Source organism: Bacillus sp. FSL R9-9530 (assembly GCF_038008145.1).
In the GTDB taxonomy this organism is placed as follows: Bacteria; Bacillota; Bacilli; order Bacillales; family Bacillaceae_G; genus Bacillus_A; species Bacillus_A mycoides.
Window position 1 is genome coordinate 568,401 of sequence record NZ_JBBOYO010000001.1, and the last position, 16,454, is coordinate 584,854.

At 33.2% G+C, this 16,454-nt stretch carries 15 protein-coding genes; 7 read left to right on the forward strand and 8 right to left on the reverse strand.

Translation table 11 applies throughout. The annotated features are described in order from the left end of the window. Positions 1 to 3: 3 nt before the first annotated feature. The 5 genes from MKX66_RS02740 to MKX66_RS02755 form a co-directional block, all read right to left on the reverse strand. Positions 4 to 711 carry an IS6 family transposase gene (locus tag MKX66_RS02740; RefSeq protein WP_341085434.1) on the reverse strand — a complete coding sequence of 236 codons (708 nt, stop codon included), beginning with the start codon at positions 709 to 711 and terminating at the stop codon, positions 4 to 6. Between the two features lie 134 nt (positions 712 to 845). Then, entirely contained in the window at positions 846 to 1,574 is a 729-nt protein-coding gene (locus MKX66_RS02745) for a glycosyltransferase family 2 protein (protein WP_341087583.1), read from the reverse strand. Positions 1,575 to 2,049: 475 nt separating this feature from the next. Further along, a complete protein-coding gene (locus tag MKX66_RS30790) occupies positions 2,050 to 2,229 on the reverse strand; it encodes a hypothetical protein (RefSeq protein WP_429721774.1) in 180 nt (59 codons plus the stop codon). Between the two features lie 54 nt (positions 2,230 to 2,283). Then, the gene (locus MKX66_RS02750) at positions 2,284 to 3,171 is read right to left on the reverse strand and encodes an NTTRR-F1 domain (protein WP_341085435.1); all 888 of its coding nucleotides are present in this window, start codon (positions 3,169 to 3,171) and stop codon (positions 2,284 to 2,286) included. 318 nt (positions 3,172 to 3,489) lie between these two features. Then, on the reverse strand, positions 3,490 to 4,197 hold the full coding sequence (locus MKX66_RS02755; protein WP_341085436.1) for an IS6 family transposase: 708 nt from the start codon (positions 4,195 to 4,197) through the stop codon (positions 3,490 to 3,492). Positions 4,198 to 4,289: 92 nt separating this feature from the next. Between MKX66_RS02755 and MKX66_RS02760 the strand changes: the two genes are divergently transcribed. The 3 genes from MKX66_RS02760 (at position 4,290) to MKX66_RS02770 (ending at position 6,510) form a co-directional block, all read left to right on the forward strand. Beyond that, positions 4,290 to 4,472, forward strand: a complete 183-nt coding sequence (locus MKX66_RS02760) for a helix-turn-helix transcriptional regulator (protein ID WP_341085437.1) — start codon at positions 4,290 to 4,292, stop codon at positions 4,470 to 4,472. A 526-nt stretch (positions 4,473 to 4,998) separates the two neighbouring features. Beyond that, the gene (locus MKX66_RS02765) at positions 4,999 to 5,529 is read left to right on the forward strand and encodes an RNA polymerase sigma factor SigX (protein WP_341085438.1); all 531 of its coding nucleotides are present in this window, start codon (positions 4,999 to 5,001) and stop codon (positions 5,527 to 5,529) included. Positions 5,530 to 5,532: 3 nt separating this feature from the next. Next, entirely contained in the window at positions 5,533 to 6,510 is a 978-nt protein-coding gene (locus tag MKX66_RS02770) for a DUF4179 domain-containing protein (RefSeq protein ID WP_326997231.1), read from the forward strand. 470 nt (positions 6,511 to 6,980) lie between these two features. Here the strand turns inward: MKX66_RS02770 and MKX66_RS02775 are convergent, their stop codons facing one another. Together MKX66_RS02775 and MKX66_RS02780 are read right to left on the reverse strand one after the other, a co-directional pair. After that, positions 6,981 to 8,411: an IS4 family transposase gene (locus tag MKX66_RS02775; protein WP_341085439.1), complete on the reverse strand. Its 1,431-nt coding sequence runs from the start codon at positions 8,409 to 8,411 to the stop codon at positions 6,981 to 6,983. 489 nt (positions 8,412 to 8,900) lie between these two features. Beyond that, entirely contained in the window at positions 8,901 to 9,218 is a 318-nt protein-coding gene (locus tag MKX66_RS02780; RefSeq protein WP_340780502.1) for a DUF4870 domain-containing protein, read from the reverse strand. A gap of 289 nt (positions 9,219 to 9,507) precedes the next feature. On the opposite strand from MKX66_RS02780, the gene MKX66_RS02785 reads away from it, so the two are divergent. The 4 genes from MKX66_RS02785 to MKX66_RS02800 all read left to right on the forward strand — a co-directional run bounded on the left by MKX66_RS02785 (position 9,508) and on the right by MKX66_RS02800 (position 13,891). Beyond that, positions 9,508 to 9,855 carry a hypothetical protein gene (locus tag MKX66_RS02785; protein ID WP_445662203.1) on the forward strand — a complete coding sequence of 116 codons (348 nt, stop codon included), beginning with the start codon at positions 9,508 to 9,510 and terminating at the stop codon, positions 9,853 to 9,855. Positions 9,856 to 10,076: 221 nt separating this feature from the next. Beyond that, positions 10,077 to 10,838 carry an ABC transporter ATP-binding protein gene (locus tag MKX66_RS02790; protein ID WP_340780501.1) on the forward strand — a complete coding sequence of 254 codons (762 nt, stop codon included), beginning with the start codon at positions 10,077 to 10,079 and terminating at the stop codon, positions 10,836 to 10,838. A gap of 16 nt (positions 10,839 to 10,854) precedes the next feature. Continuing rightward, entirely contained in the window at positions 10,855 to 12,708 is a 1,854-nt protein-coding gene (locus MKX66_RS02795) for an ABC transporter permease (RefSeq protein WP_340780500.1), read from the forward strand. A gap of 745 nt (positions 12,709 to 13,453) precedes the next feature. After that, positions 13,454 to 13,891 (forward strand): NUDIX hydrolase, encoded by a 438-nt coding sequence (locus MKX66_RS02800; RefSeq protein WP_002066317.1) that lies wholly within the window; start codon positions 13,454 to 13,456, stop codon positions 13,889 to 13,891. 780 nt (positions 13,892 to 14,671) lie between these two features. Here the strand turns inward: MKX66_RS02800 and MKX66_RS02805 are convergent. Next, positions 14,672 to 15,304: a lysozyme family protein gene (locus tag MKX66_RS02805; RefSeq protein WP_002035240.1), complete on the reverse strand. Its 633-nt coding sequence runs from the start codon at positions 15,302 to 15,304 to the stop codon at positions 14,672 to 14,674. Between the last annotated feature and the right edge of the window lie 1,150 nt (positions 15,305 to 16,454).

Genomic DNA, 16,454 nt, shown 5'->3' on the forward strand with positions numbered 1-16,454 from the left:
TTCTTATGCAGTCATTCCGAATAGTTGATGAATAAACTTCACTTCATTTTTGACAGACTTGTCCCGTAAAATAAGTTGGCCTTTTTTAATGATATGCATCGCTTCTATTCCTGAAAGAATAGATTTAGCTGTACGAAAAGATTTCAATCCTAGCATTGAACGAACTCTCTTTTTAATAAAACGATGATCTTGCTCTACAATGTTATTAAGGTATTTTACCTGCCTTATTTGGATGCCCACAGGCATCTTTTTCTCTGTCTTCAACTCTTCAATCGCTATAGGATAGGCCGGGTTTTTGTCCACTGTAATCACACGGGGATTTGAAACATGAAAAGACTGCAAAGCTTTCTTGAAAAAACGCTTTGCAGCCCTATGATCTCTTGTTTTGCTTAAATGAAAATCAATTGTATATCCTTTTGAATCAACAGCACGATATAGGTACATCCATTGACCTTTGACTTTCACATACGTCTCATCGACTCGCCAAGAATCATTGGTTGACTTAAGATGACGTCGTACTCGCTTATCTAATTCGGGACCATATTGATGAACCCATCGCATGATAGTTGTATGAGCCAGGGATAGCCCGCGTTCTTCCATCATTTCGACTAAATCAAGAAAACTGAGGTTGTACCGTAGGTACCATCTCACGGTTAATAAAATAACATCCGGTTGATAATGTTTCCACTTGAATAGATTTTGCTTTTCCATACCAATCACATCCTTTTTTAGAGTAATAGTATCAGTATGTCCAAGTCTGAAAGACTTTTTTTAGATATTTTGAATTTTTTGCACCAGAACCGGTTTTTGTGTATATGAAAAGTTTAAAAATGTTTTTTGATGTATTAATAGTTAGGAGGGCATAAATCTGGAAATAAAACTTGATATTCCGGATTTAACCGAAGATCAGTAGTTGAGGTTGTAAAGTGTATATAATTTTTTTCTAATTTAGCTAGTGTTGCCAGGTGATGAATACCTAAGCCATGCTGAATGCTATGTTTAGAAAGAGTAGGACCAATTTGTAATTTTCGGTTTTTCATAGCTGTATTCCATGGGCTGTAAAAGAATTTTAAAACGAAAGCAGGATACATGTAAACGATAAATGGATGAGGTGACCAATGCCGCCCTGCCCAATAGTTACCATGCGAATAATTGTGGATTAATCTACCGCCATAGTAAGGGGCAGGTGGATTAGGGGGGATTATTCTCCCGTGATAACGCTGTTTGACAAGGGGAATTCCGTATCTCGGATTGGTATAACCGTGAGTAGGGTCATCCACCATCAGAATAGTCCTAATAGCATACATGTTTTGCCCTAAAGTAGCAAGAGATGAGAAAAAAGATTCCTTATCAATACAGCAAAGAAATTCAGTGGTATTTAACACCATTTTCCATCCTGTAATTTCTTTTTCTATTTTCATTACTTCTTGATCAACTAATATGGCATCAAACTCTAATACTTTTGAATCACGGATTTCCCAATGAGGTGCAAGTAATTTGCATATTTCAACCGAACGATCAGTAGACCCACGATTAATAAGAATGCCATGATCAAATAGTTTTGTGTGGTGCATTAACCACCACGGAAGCAGATACTCTTCGTTATAAAAATGAGAAATTAAAGTTGTATTAATAAAGAGTCCTCCTTTCAAAAATTTGTGGAATATATCCTTATCTAGTATGATATGCTACTTGATCTAAAAAGTTTTCTTTAAAAATTATAATGGATATTGAGATTTTAAAATACTCGTGAAAATTTCAAGGGTCTGGAATGATGGATAATAAAATGGATGCATTAGATGAAAAATATTCTTTATACAAATCCTAGAATTAAAGATTGGGAAGTTAATTAAATTAATGGCTGATGGTGAATATGAAATTGAAACTATTGATAGTAAGGTAGTCAAATGGCGGAATATAGAGTTAAGTTAAGTAAGGTATGGAGTAAATATATGAAGAATAAAAGAGAAACCGTACTGTTTGAGTAAAAGAACAGTACGGTTTTTCATTTATGGGGTAATAAAAACTGTATTCGAAGGGATATTTTTATTAGTTTAATTTAGGGATGGTTAATTCTATAGCATTTACACCACTAGCACAGGTTACAATATTTTGGTTGTTAAAGGGGCTGTTATTTCGAATTTGAAGTGTTGAATTGACTCCTATTCTTCCTGAATCATTTCCAAATGGAATCGTAGCGATCACACTATTTGTTGCACCATCAATCACAGATACAGTAGCATTATTAGTATTTGCTATATAAATACGATTGAAGGCTGTTAATTACAGTCCTCCGGTAGGACCAGTAGGACCCGTTTCACCAGTAGGACCCGTTTCACCAGTAGGACCTGTAGCTCCAGTAGGACCTGTTGCTCCACTAGCTCCAGTAGCTCCACTAGCTCCAGTAGGACCTGTTGCTCCAGTAGCGCCTGTAGCTCCAGTAGGACCTGTTGCTCCAGTAGCGCCTGTAGCTCCAGTAGGACCTGTAGCTCCAGTAGGACCTGTTGCTCCAGTAGCGCCTGTAGCTCCAGTAGGACCTGTTGCTCCAGTAGCGCCTGTTGTTCCAGTAGGACCTATTACTCCAAAACCTGTTGCTCCGGTAGGACCCGTTCTGCCAGTAGCGCCTGTAGCTCCAGTAGGACCCGTTCCGCCAGTAGACCCTGTTGTTCCAGTAGGACCAGTAGGACCTGGTTGCTCTGATGATAGCAATGATATATCATCCACTACTACATCGGGACTTCCAATCTGCCCTAACTTAAAAATAGATACAAGGGCTTGGGTAGCTGTAGGTGGTGCTAAAGAAGTAGTTTGATACACTTTCAACCAGGTATTTTGACTGTTATCTGGAAGACGATCTGATGGAATTATAACAGACAGACCATACCCTAAAAAATTTGCTGGAATAACTGCCCCTGCGTAATAAGCTATTGTAATCGAGATAGTAGGGCTTGCGGCTGCTCCAACTTTAGCAAGAGAAGCGAATAGTTCATAACTTTGATTTGAGGAAACAGGTACCTCTTGAACGATCACGGCATTCCCTATTCCGCCCGAAAGAGTTGCACTGAAAAGGCCAGAATGACTATGTGTACCATCAATTAAAGCATTCACCGTTAAAAATGGTAAGAGTGTTCCATTTTCAAATCCACCATTAATAATGAGATTAGTAATCAAAAAATCACCTCTCTTCTTTACATAAATTAGTGAAAATCCCTTTTTGTACATGAAGCTAGATAAGGCATCCCTAGAAAAGTTAAACTATTATATTGTATGAAAATAATAGAGTTCATGAGTAGACTTTTATAACCTTTAAATAAAATAATTTAAAAGATAGATGGAATTATATTTCAAAAATGTGTGGGAACTAGAAGTGGTTTGAACAAAATCTTTATGACTAAAACTAATATTGAAAAAGAATACTCAGGATAGGGTTCTGGTGCAAAGATTGTATTTATTTGAAAGAGGTATATAGATTCCTAATGGAATCTATTCTTATGCAGCCATTCCGAATAGTTGATGAATAAACTTCACTTCATTTTGGACAGACTTGTCCCGTAAAATAAGTTGGCCTTTTTTAATGATATGCATCGCTTCTATTCCTGAAAGAATAGATTTAGCTGTACGAAAAGATTTCAATCCTAGCATTGAACGAACTCTCTTTTTAATAAAACGATGATCTTGCTCTACAATGTTATTAAGGTATTTTACCTGCCTTATTTGGATGCCCACAGGCATCTTTTTCTCTGTCTTCAACTCTTCAATCGCTATAGGATAGGCCGGGTTTTTGTCCACTGTAATCACACGGGGCTTTGAAACATGAAAAGACTGCAAAGCTTTCTTGAAAAAACGCTTTGCAGCCCTATGATCTCTTGTTTTGCTTAAATGAAAATCAATTGTATATCCTTTTGAATCAACAGCACGATATAGGTACATCCATTGACCTTTGACTTTCACATACGTCTCATCGACTCGCCAAGAATCATTGGTTGACTTAAGATGACGTCGTACTCGCTTATCTAATTCGGGACCATATTGATGAACCCATCGCATGATAGTTGTATGAGCCAGGGATAGCCCGCGTTCTTCCATCATTTCGACTAAATTACGAAAACTGAGGTTGTACCGTAGGTACCATCTCACGGTTAATAAAATAACATCCGGTTGATAATGTTTCCACTTGAATAGATTTTGCTTTTCCATACCAATCACATCCTTTTTTAGAGTAATAGTATCAGTATGTCCAAGTCTGAAAGACTTTTTTTAGATATTTTGAAGTTTTTGCACCAGAACCGATGAAAGAATATAGGGTAAAGTTAAATATGTCCCAAGAAGATTTAGCTAATAAGGTTGGAGTTAGAAGAGAAACAATTGGTAATCTCGAAAACGGAAAATATAACCCTTCATTAAAATTGGCTTACGATATTGCACAAGTTTTAAAAGCACCCATTGAAGTGTTATTTTGGTTTGAAAACTAGTTTAATTCTAGTACAAGTAAGTAAACTTTTGTAACAGATATGTCCATGAGTTTTGATCCATCTTTTTTATAAAAACTAAATCAGTCCTTATAGCTAAGGAAACCATTTTGACCAATCTTTGTTCAAAAAAGGTTTCCATTTAAGTATTGCTAAATCGAGCTTCCATCAACATTTATAATTAAACTTTATTTCAAAGCTACAGAATAAATAAGAAAAGTAAACACCCCCAAAACAAAAAAATGAGTTGACCTCTCAAAATAACTAACTGTAGAGAAAGAAAATTTTCATTTAGGGGGTACTTCAAAATCTTAGCTTGATAGACATGTGGCGGTACCCCATTAATAGAAAACTACTGCAAGAGTTATAGTTTTATGTTTTCATTTCCCTTTTGGCATTTATCTTTTAATCAGATGAATGCTTTTTTTAGTACATAATAAAAAAAATAACCAGAAAAACTGTCACAAAATCGGTTTTTCTGGTTTCTCTATAATACAGGCATCAAATTGAAAGTGAGGTTTAAACTAACATGTTAACCATAGAAAATGAAGAAAGTTATGCTTCTGATATGCCTTTTGAAGATTTATTTAAGCAGTACTATGCTTATGCTGTGAAACAGATTATATGGATTGTTAAAGATCAATCTATCGCTGAAGAGTTAGCACAAGAAGTGTTTTTACAATTATATCGTAGCGACTGGAAAGTAATTGAAAACATACCTGGATGGTTGATTAAATCTTCTACTTATGTAGCTTATAACCATTTGCGATCTGAAAAAAGGCAACAAGCGAAGATTGATAAAGAAATACAATACCATGAAGTACAAAATGTTTCATCATTAGACGATGATTGGATAAGAAAAGAAGAAATTACAAAGGTACAAACGATACTAAATAAAATGAATGATCGAGAACGAACCCTTTTACTAATGAAATTCTCTGGTTTTCAATATAAAGAAATTGCAGAAATACTTCAAATTGAAATATCTTCTATTGGAACATTATTGGTCCGAGCCAAAATGAAATTTCGCAAGATTTATAAACAAGTGGAGGAGGCATAACAAATGAAATGTTATGATATCGGATTTATTCAAACATATATTGATGGAGAACTTTCTCATGATATAAGAAAGGAATTCACAAAGCACCTAGATACATGTGAAGCATGCCAAGATTTGTTGGTAGAAATTAGCAAATTAAATCAATGGGAAAACGTAATGCTAGATGAAGAATCTGCAAGTTCACCACAAGAAATCAAAATTGATATAGAACAAGCATGGAAAACATTTGAAAGTCGTTCCAAGCTAGACAATGTTTCTAATATAAATCACAAAAAACAACAGAAGAAGGGACTCTTTACAAACATGAGTAAAAAATCAAAACGTTTCATGTATACAGCAGTAGCTGCAGCAGCACTGTTCACAACAGCAATGATTCCACAAGTACAAGTAGCGGCTACAAATGTTGCCTCATATTTTTCTGATGCAATTACAAATGATAAAGTTGTAAATGAAGGAATACAAGATGAAAATGGTGTCACACAAGATATGATGAAGAATGGTGAATATATTCCTATTGATGAAAAAATTACAGATCAAGGTATTACTGTACATTTCAAAGAATTATATATCGCAGATTCACGTATATCAGTTCATTATAGAATGGAAAAAGCTGACGGAAGTTTAGTACCATTTGAATTTGATACATCAGGATTAGAGCTCGAAAGTGATGGTGAAATTAATGGGCAACAAGAGGAAAACCCTGAGATTAAACATGAAGGGAGACTATCATTTATCCATGATTCAGATGACCGTCTTCCTTTTGAACTTATGGCAGCAGGTAAAAAATTAAATGATGTAGGTATTCGTGATAATGATAAACCCGAAGGTGTTGCTACATTTGTTATAGTTTCTGAGGGAAAAGACGATTTTAAACAGCCCCTTACTTTAGATGTAAATATAAATAGAATTGGAAAAGTAATTGGATCTTGGAAAGGTGAAATTCAAATTGATACTTCACATCTGAAAAGTAATACTAATTAAAATGAAAAAAAGAATAGAACAATATGTATCTAATGCTCAGTTTATATGTTTTCTTGTTTTCGTTACATTTATTTCTTATATAGTTTTTACTCTATCTTTTATTTATGATTTAAGTTTATAACCTTAAATCAATCATTTAAGACCATTACGAGAAAAACCTCCCTAAAAAAGTAGGGAAATAAATAACCGGTCCCTTAACGTATAAGGAATCGGTTATTTTGTATCTAAAATGTGTCTAAACTTACAATTTTCTTTTTTGATATGGTGCCCCTATAGAGAAAGAATTTTTTCGTTTAGGGGGTACTTCAAAACCTTAACTTGATGGCGATGGGGTCCCGCCACATACCCATCAAGCTAAGATTATATAAGTTTAATTTCACGTGAGATTTTTTCTTTTTTCTAAAAATCCAGTGTAATTTCTTTAAAGATTTGCATACCAAATAAACCCTATCGGGTTTCAATTTTTTAGATTACGCTACATGATTGTGAGACATAGAAAAGTTGTATACGACGCCTAAGATATCAAAGATTGTTTTCTTCTCATACCTATGGGATTTTCGTCCGTTTTTCTGTAAGAGATTGAACAGACGAAACAATATCTTTGTTAATTCGTGGGCGTCTTTTTGTAAAGATTGATAGATGAGTGAAAAATAATCTTTTATGATATAAATCGCTTTATATTCGCTTAATTCTCGTTTCTTCTTGATGAGAAGTAATTGGCGCATTTGAAACATGGTGGAGGAACAAAGAAGGATGCTTATTAATCGTCCGTATAAATGACACTCTAAACGTTCTAATTTTACAGAATTACAGTGATGAATACGAAAAAATGATTTCCATGTTTTAAAGATCAATTCAATTTGCCATCGTAAGGAGTAAAAATCATATACTTGTTCCTTTAGTAGATATTCCGAAGGGATATTCGTAATATAAAAGTTAATTGCACTAAGCCGCTTACTGCGTTCTGTATAGGTAATTTGCTTCTTATGTTCTTTAGATGCTAAATCCTTTTGTCTACGTTTCATTTGCGTTTCAGTTAATTTGTACACAATTAGTCTTGCAGGAAGTTTTTGATACATTCCAATATAAATCTCAGGAATTTCATATGTTTCGCCTGACTGTAATTGGTCAATGAATTGCTCCATATCTAATTGGACGTACTCAGAGTGCTTTTTTATGGTTCCATTTTGAAAATATTCAGGCTCTTTATTCCTCTGATATATACGTGTATTGAGCTTTAATCTTGAAATAAAATAAGCATTACACTCTTCTATCGTATGTAAGTCTTTTAAGTCGAAGTATCCTAAATCACGTATACATACATCGTTCGGTTGAAGGGATGTTAAACAAGTAGAACCATAAGTTTTATCGTTGTGCTTTCCTGATCCTACATGAACATGTAGAAACTGACCACTTAGCAAATCATATTCTAGTTGAATTTTCACGCCAGCATTTTGACCACTACCACCTGAACCTTGATATGTAGAAGTGAATTTATCCGGAATCTGAAAATGCGTAGAATCCAATACACGAATACGTCGAAAGTAGTTTGTATACAAGGTTGGAATCTTGCTCGAAGAACAAAATTGTTGATGAAGTAAATGTGCTAAGAGTTGTTGTAAAAACTGGACAGCTTGAGAATTAAAGCGTTGATTGAGTCCTTCTGGACTCATAGAAATGCCTGTGTTAGCTTCTAATCGACTACATAATTGTGTCAATGAAGTGTTTGCTATGTTTTCGCTTAACCAAATACATAGAGCCACTAAATCTTGTGCACGGTATTTACTTTTTCGTTTCACAAATCCTACATTTCTAGCTAATTGCTCTAAAGCATCAGGTGACATATATCGTTGCAACTCACTAGAAAACAATTCTAATTCATCAAAAATCGATAAGTTCATATCAAACACGCCATCCTTTCCTATGATTCTACAGAAAGAATAGCGTATTTTTTTATTTTAGGGGAATCTTGTTTTGTTAGCTTGATAGCGATGTGGTGCTACCTCTATTAGATATAGTGTCTTGTTTATAAAACATGGTTAACCTAATTCTTGTGAAATACTATCCTATTGAAAAATAGAAAGATAACTCCGGAAATGTAAGTTTTAAGTAGTGAGAATAAAGAAATTATTATTGGTCGTATTTGACAAATAAGAAAAATCATCCTTGTTGAAGGATGATTTTTTGTAAGAATTTAAACTAATATAAAGAAAATAGTTGTTAAGATTATAGAAAACCCTAATATCGCTACTGTCACAACGCTATGACGTTTACCATTCATCACAATACTAGCAATATATTTCTGAATCATTACAGTGAGCAAGTAATAAAAAGTTGTTTTGGAACCGATTCCTTGACTCGTTATCCCTGATTGTTTTACCGTTCTTTTTTTATGATTTAATCACTTTAATACCTTTTACAATATTCCAAATAAAGAAGTATAAACTAATAATACTACAAATACATACTGCGATAATTGCCCCAATACCCAGTGTTACATCTGGCTCTTGGGAACCGGTTCCCATAATTCCTAACACAATAAGTGCTATAAAAGTAGCAATACTAGGAATAATATGTGTCCACAAAGCACGTTTAGCGTGCTTTTTTGTTTCAGGTTCTCCAATAATCCAAACAATAATTGGGAACAAAATAGGTGCAAATAGAACACTCCAGTATGAAAAAGCAGCTAATAATCTATTTCCATTCATATGTATCACCTCATGACATAATATTTGTTATTTCACTAATAAAATACAGGGAAATCCATTTTGTCACTATCGATAAACCTTTCGACAATCTTACAAAAATGTAAGGTTAGACTGCACTTGTTGTAAGAGTAGATTCTTTGTATAGATGTTATATTAACATAGCACTGAAAAACAGACAAAGAAGGAGTAAAAAAGTTTTTGTTTATTAATTTTAACTGTTTTATTTAGTATTGGATTAGCTGGTTGTGGACAATGGGATCGTTATAGTCCTTTTGCAAGTAAAACAGACGTGTATGGTGTAGTCAAAGAAGATGCACAACGAGATTCTAATGCACCTGAAAATGTAGAACATTATGGTTATGATTTAATTGGATATGATAAAGATTTAAACAAAATTGACTTAGGCTTTAGTTCTGGTCAAAATTTTCCAATTGGGACATATATCAAAGCAGTGAAAAAAGGCAGCGATACAAGAATGCATGATGTGACGGTTATTAAGAAAGAAGATATTCCAGAAAATATATTGAAAAAAATTAAGTGGAAATCAAAAATAATATCGATGAAAAAGACACAGCGTGCTGTACCTTTTTCTGCAAATAATGAAGAAATGATACATACAATGATGTCCATTAGATAGTGTGGATACACTACTATTCATGCAAAAACTAGTTCGACCCAAATAATAAAAAATTCTTAACCCTCAATGTTGACTACAGAAAGGGATGGAATTCAAATTATTTCGGATGATTTTTAGTATATTACAAAAATGTAAGGTGAATGTAATGTTAATTGATAGCGGATTATGTCGAAGTAGAGCAAAATGACGAAGGAACAAACAAAGCGTAGGAGGATAAGATTATGAACAAACCAGTTGTAGATGTTAAAAATGTTCAAAAAGTATACGGTAAAAAGGGGGAGAACCAATCGCATGCATTAAAAGGTGTTTCATTTTCAATTCGAGAGGGTGAATTTGTTGGAATTATGGGACCATCGGGTTCAGGAAAAACAACGTTATTAAATGTAATTTCAACATTAGATAACGCAACTGGCGGTACAGTTGAAATTGCAGGTACGGATATTACAAAAATGAAGCAAGGAGAACTTTCTGATTTCCGTTCTCAAAAATTAGGATTCATCTTCCAAGACTTTAACTTGTTAGAAAACCTATCAATTTATGAAAACATTGCTCTACCACTTTCACTTCAAGGTGTTCCATCACGTAAAATTGGACCAAAAGTAGAAAAGGTAGCGGAGATGTTAGGGATTTCAGCAATCCTTCAAAAATATCCATCTGAAGTATCTGGTGGACAAAAACAGCGTTCAGCAGCAGCGCGTGCGCTTGTACATGAGCCAGCGATTATTTTAGGAGACGAGCCAACAGGAGCGCTTGATTCTAAAAATGCAACAAGTCTATTAGATGCAATGACAAGCTTAAATGAAGAACAAGATGTTTCTATTATGATGGTTACACATGATCCATTTAGTGCGAGTTACTGTCAACGTATTTTATTCATTCAAGACGGAGAGCTATATAAGGAACTTCATCGTACAACTGATCGTGAAATATTCTATAAAGAAATTTTAAATGTACTGGCAGACTTAGGTACACAAACAGCATAAAAACGGAGGTGAAACCATGTTATTCAAACTATCTATGTCAGGTCTAACAAGTAAGCTTAAAGATTATATTGTCTTACTTGTTGGCCTTATCATGTCGATTTCTATTTTTTATATGTTCCAAACGCTAGCACTGAATGAATCTTTTCTTAAAGAAAGTTCTACACTTGGCCCTATTGTTTTCGTCTTTTATGCAGGTTCAGTCTTACTTGCGATTATTACCTTCTTCTATATTTTATATGCGAATTCTTTCTTATTATCGCTCCGTCAAAAAGAGTTCGGTATGTATATGATGTTAGGCGCAAAAAAACATAAGGTGACAATGCTTATGTTTATTGAAACAGTTGTATTAGGGATCGCATCTCTTGTAATCGGGATTACGATGGGTATAGGCCTTTCACAAGGTGTTGGTCAGTTACTGATGAAACAGCTTGATTTTACTGCCAGTGGTTATCAAGCACTTTATATTCCATCAGTAAATGTTACTTGTCTTTTCTTTTTTGTATTATTTGTTTTTTCCGCGATTATGAATAGTTTTAAACTATCACGTATTTCCGTCCTGCAACTTGTTCATGCAGGTTCTAAGACAGAACGTACATCTGTAGGAGGAGCGAAAACAGTTGTTATTGCAGTCCTAGCAATTATTTTGTTAGCAATTGGCTATGCTTCTATGATTTACATGGATAAGTTAAAGCAAAATGGAATTATTATCGCTTTAATCACAGTAACATCAGGAACTTACATGTTATTTGGAACATTCCTACCGCTCATTATTAAAAAATTAAAGGGTAATAAAAAACGTAGTGAAAAAGGACTGAATGCCTTTACTTTTGCACAGTTAAACTTCCGTATTAATAGCCTAACTAAAGTACTAGCAACAGTCACAATGTTAGTAGCTCTGGGGGCTGGAGCGATCGCTGGCGGTATGGCGTTTAAAAATAACGTTATGCTTTCAGTAAACAGTTTTAATCATTATGATGTAGTGATTCATAATCCAAACAAAGAAGAGAAGAAAATTTTAGATGGTATTATATTTAAAGAGAAAAATGAATATCGTTACAAAACAGATGATAAATTTGTTTACTATTTAAAAGAAGACTTAGATAAAAATCGCCCGCTTGTACGAGACGGCGAAGGACAAGAAAGTGCAGGTAAATTCAAACGTATTTCTGAAGAGCTTCCAATAGGAGCGATTTCAGGAACAAATGTAGAACAAGGGCCTGATGTAAAAGAGATGCCACAAATGTGGAATGAGGGATTCCGTACAATTGAACCTGAGTATGTTCACCCTGATCATACCATTAAAATTGTAAATCAAAAAATGTATGATAGCCTACAAGGTGAAGAAGGTATGGTATTAATTGGGGAATCTGATGATTTTGTAACACATACAAAAGAATGGAAAAAACTTGACGAGTTACAACTAGCTAAATATAACAATGTAAAAGATGAGTTGAATTTATTCAGTAAGTACTCTGGGTATTCTGTAATTTACGGTATCTCAAGTGGAACTGTATTTATGGGGTTCTTCTTAGGCATTGCTTTCCTAGCGATGATGGCAAGTTGTTTAATGTTTAAAGTTCTATCTGGGGCATCCAACGATATTACACGTTATCAAATGCTTCGTAAAATCGGTGTTCGCCGTGAATTATTAACGATGTCAATCTATAAAGAGTTATTCTTAGTATTCTTATTTCCAGCAATGGTTGGTATTGTCCACGTATTAGTTGGTATGAATATGTTTTCGTATTTCTTAATTAATCCGTACTACCGTGTATGGCTTCCAATCGTTATTTTTGTAGTTATTTACGTGATTTACTACTTCATTACAGTTCAATTATATAAAGGAATTGTTCTTCCAAAAAAAGATTAAGATTTCAAAATGAAGCTGTCCTAAAGGTTTGTTGAATAACATCCTTATTGGGACAGCTTTTTCAGTTCTGGTGAAAATATTAAGTGAGGAATAAAAAGAATGGTAAAATTCTAATGAAATTATACTTCTTATTATAGAGAATAGCACCACACATCCATCGACCTAAGGTTTTGAAATAAACTAAAACGGATTTTTCTCTCTATTATTTATTTATGAGAATTAAGTTCATTTTTTTCGTTTTGGGGGTACTCTAAAATATTAGCTTGATGGGCATGTGGTCCCGCCAACATAACGCGAATTTCGTACGCTAAGGAACTTTTTATTTAAAAAACTTGGTTTTCCGTACATTAAGAGTGTTCCATAAACGGTATTTGATGTTTGATATAAAACTTTGTTTTTGGTAATGAGTTTTTGAACTGAATTTTAAACATATTTCAGTCAGTTTTGATAGATATAAATAAAGTTCCTTAAACGACCGTTTTAGGGACTATTTGGACTGGTTAGTCAACATGTGATACCGCCAGCATTTCGAAAAAAAACACGCTAAGCAAATTAAATAAGAAATAAGCAGGTTTTTATCACGTTAAGAGTAAACCTATTTATGAAAAATAAAATTCTTAAAAAATGGAGAGCCGATACCATAAACCTGCATTATTAATGTAGAATTTTGATGTTGGCTCTTTATTTACTAAAATAGCAAGTTAGTGAATAAATTGTTCATATTTTTTCGAGAGGAGGTTAAGCAATGAGAGCGCCGTATCAAGTATTGATATTTCCTTATATAAAAACTGATGATTCCATTCAATATGGCATTTTTAATCGAAGTGATTATGGTTATTGGCAAGGAATAGCTGGTGGTGGAGAAGATGGTGAGACTCCTATTGAATCAGCAAAACGGGAAGCGTTTGAAGAGGCTGGTATTATAAGAGAATGTCCATATATAAAACTAGATTCTGTGTCTTCACTACCAGTAGAGGATGTAGTTGGTGAATTTCTTTGGGGAGAAGATGTTTATGTAATAAAAGAATTTTCTTTTGGAGTTAAAGTTCCTACAAAAAATATTAAATTATCTAAAGAACACTTCAAGTATAAATGGTTGTGCTTTGAGGAAGCCGTAACGCTTTTAAAATGGGATAGTAACAAAACAGCTTTGTGGGAATTAAACAAAAGGCTGTTAAAATAATTTAAGTGTTAGTTAACAAAGCCGATAATAGAAATCACACATTAAACATATATTTATACGCGTCGTTACTACACGCTAAGGAATAGTAATAAAAAGATGATGCCGATAAAACTATATAAAAACCAAAAGAATCCTAAGATGGGGAATGTTTTATGAAAATTAAGCATAGTAAACCTCCTTGGATATATAAAGTATTATAATACATCGTTGGTCTATTTAGAATACTAACCATGAATTGGATGACATTAGGCATGGTTAAACTAATAGAAATGATACATTAAACGTATTTAATGAGTCTGCTAGGTATAAAGATAATTGATAATCATACAATGATATGGAAGGGCCTTTTCTAACGTGTTAGTTACCTCAACGTATATGTATCTCTTGGCGCCTGGGCGAGGGTGCTTTTTTTATTGCACATTATAATATGGACAAGCATAATATTATGTAACAGGACGAGTTCTTCGTGTCCTATTCAATGCTCAGGATAAACCCCAATTCACATTGAGAGCACCAATAGCGAGGGTACTCTCTTTTTATTGAATCTACATTTATTTTTATGCCTAATGAATTCGCTAAGTGGATACTATTTCATGTGAAATGGTGATTTTATTTATATTCTGGATAGATTTCTTGCGAAATATGTAACTAGAGCCGTATTTAAATTGAAATATGATACGATAGTTGTATATATACATTTAGATGGTAAGAGGGGATAAAAGTTGATGAAAAACCATATAAAAGTAAATGGAAAACTCCTTCAAACAAATATATAAAATTTTAATTTTTTTGGAGGCGTTCTTCAATAAGTTTTGCTTTTTCATTCACTTTTGTTGTATATGTGAAATCACCGTAACAATATGGATATCTAAAATTTTGTTTATTTCCACCACAAGTGTATGTAGCTGGATTCTGATCAACTTTCAACTTAGAAAACTGTTTAGCTGTATCTTCCGAGTGTTGTTTAGCTTCTTGATTGGCAATAAAATCAATATAGCCTGGCCCCATATTATAGCTTTGAATAATTGTATCCATGCTAACACCTTTTTCTTCTCCATATCTATACATTTGAACAAAGTGCTTTACCCCTTGTTTAATGCTCAAGTTTATCTCTTGGATTTCATTTGGCTTTAATCCAAGTGATTCGGAAGATTGCATAGGGTCGTTGCCCTCACCCCTACTCTCGTGGTACATAATTCCTAGTAAAATTGCTGTTTTTTCTCCCAAATTATATTTTTCTAATTCTTTTTTCATGATGGGCTCATATTGCAATAAACGTTCCTCGGTAGCAAACGCTTTATTTTTTTGAGTATTGGTTTTGTCATTAAAATATAGTATCCCGATTATTGTTCCTAACCCTAAAATACTAATAAAGAATAATATAATAGTTTGTACTTTTCTCTTATTCTTCAAATATTACTCCTCCTTTTACAAGAAACCCTATTTTCAATGGTGGCTGGTTATTAAAAAATTCAATAATTCTCTATTTCCCAGCTTTTTTAGACTCGAAAAATTTTTTCTAAATGCTAAGTTTAATAGAAAAATTTAAAGATAAGGTAAAGATAAGATAAAGATAAAATAAAGTCCATTTTTTAGGGTATCTATTATGTGTTCTAAAGGCTCCAGATTCAAGAGATATATTATCTACATAACCCATAAGAGAGAAGGAGGTAAGCAAAATATCACTTGAAACAGATATAATTCTTTCTTTATTAGATATAAAACTGTGGATGGCCCATCATTCGGAAATTAGTCGCTTAAAAATAAAAAAAAAATTAAAATCAGAACCGTACCTCAATAAGTCTTCAAGTGTTAATAAAAGAAAGCTATATAAGGTGAGGGAATAAAGATTCAACACCAATGATTATCAATAATTGAAGTGCTAATGATTATAATAAAAAGAACCTTCAATAGGCTCTTTTTTATAGTTGGTAAATATGTTATCAACAATAGATGGTAATAAAGATAGAAATTTAGACACTTTTTATTAATGGGCTAAGTTTTCTTAGGAAGAAATCTATTTCTCATGACTGATCGCTAGATATAACAGGATATATCATTTATTAATTTGGGTGGGTGATTTAGCTTTTTGAGTTTACCACACTAAAATTTAAATTTTGTTTAGGGACAAAATGTTAAAGTGTTACATTCTGAATTAACAGAAAATTAAAGTGGTAAAAATCCTATTAAATCTTTTATCAGGTAACTCATATTTCTTTGGTCTTATTTTCATGGTATTACCGAACGTTTATATGTCTCTAAGGGAAAGAAATACTTTAAGTTTTATTACCATCTAATGTTTGATTAAGATGGTAACATGAAAATAAAACGTTTACAACTAGAAAATAAAGAAAAAATATAAAAATTCGACTTTTTTCGACATTACGACTATGAGAGAAAGAATCTAAATTAAGTAAATCTTATATTTAGAGGGGATATTTACCTTATACATAACGGTTAAAACATTTGCAAATGTTTCACGAGTAATTAAAAACGTCGAATATAAAATTATATTGTGACAATTTTAAACGAATATACTTTATAATTCATACTTAGACTAATA

Bases quoted from the DNA above. Each gene is read 5' to 3' on its own strand.
- MKX66_RS02740 (WP_341085434.1), bottom strand. From the start codon at position 711: ATGGAAAAGCAAAATCTATTCAAGTGGAAACATTATCAACCGGATGTT.
- MKX66_RS02745 (WP_341087583.1), bottom strand. From the start codon at position 1,574: ATGCACCACACAAAACTATTTGATCATGGCATTCTTATTAATCGTGGG.
- MKX66_RS02755 (WP_341085436.1), bottom strand. From the start codon at position 4,197: ATGGAAAAGCAAAATCTATTCAAGTGGAAACATTATCAACCGGATGTT.
- MKX66_RS02760 (WP_341085437.1), top strand. From the start codon at position 4,290: ATGAAAGAATATAGGGTAAAGTTAAATATGTCCCAAGAAGATTTAGCT.
- MKX66_RS02765 (WP_341085438.1), top strand. From the start codon at position 4,999: ATGTTAACCATAGAAAATGAAGAAAGTTATGCTTCTGATATGCCTTTT.
- MKX66_RS02770 (WP_326997231.1), top strand. From the start codon at position 5,533: ATGAAATGTTATGATATCGGATTTATTCAAACATATATTGATGGAGAA.
- MKX66_RS02775 (WP_341085439.1), bottom strand. From the start codon at position 8,411: ATGAACTTATCGATTTTTGATGAATTAGAATTGTTTTCTAGTGAGTTG.
- MKX66_RS02780 (WP_340780502.1), bottom strand. From the start codon at position 9,218: ATGAATGGAAATAGATTATTAGCTGCTTTTTCATACTGGAGTGTTCTA.
- MKX66_RS02790 (WP_340780501.1), top strand. From the start codon at position 10,077: ATGAACAAACCAGTTGTAGATGTTAAAAATGTTCAAAAAGTATACGGT.
- MKX66_RS02795 (WP_340780500.1), top strand. From the start codon at position 10,855: ATGTTATTCAAACTATCTATGTCAGGTCTAACAAGTAAGCTTAAAGAT.
- MKX66_RS02800 (WP_002066317.1), top strand. From the start codon at position 13,454: ATGAGAGCGCCGTATCAAGTATTGATATTTCCTTATATAAAAACTGAT.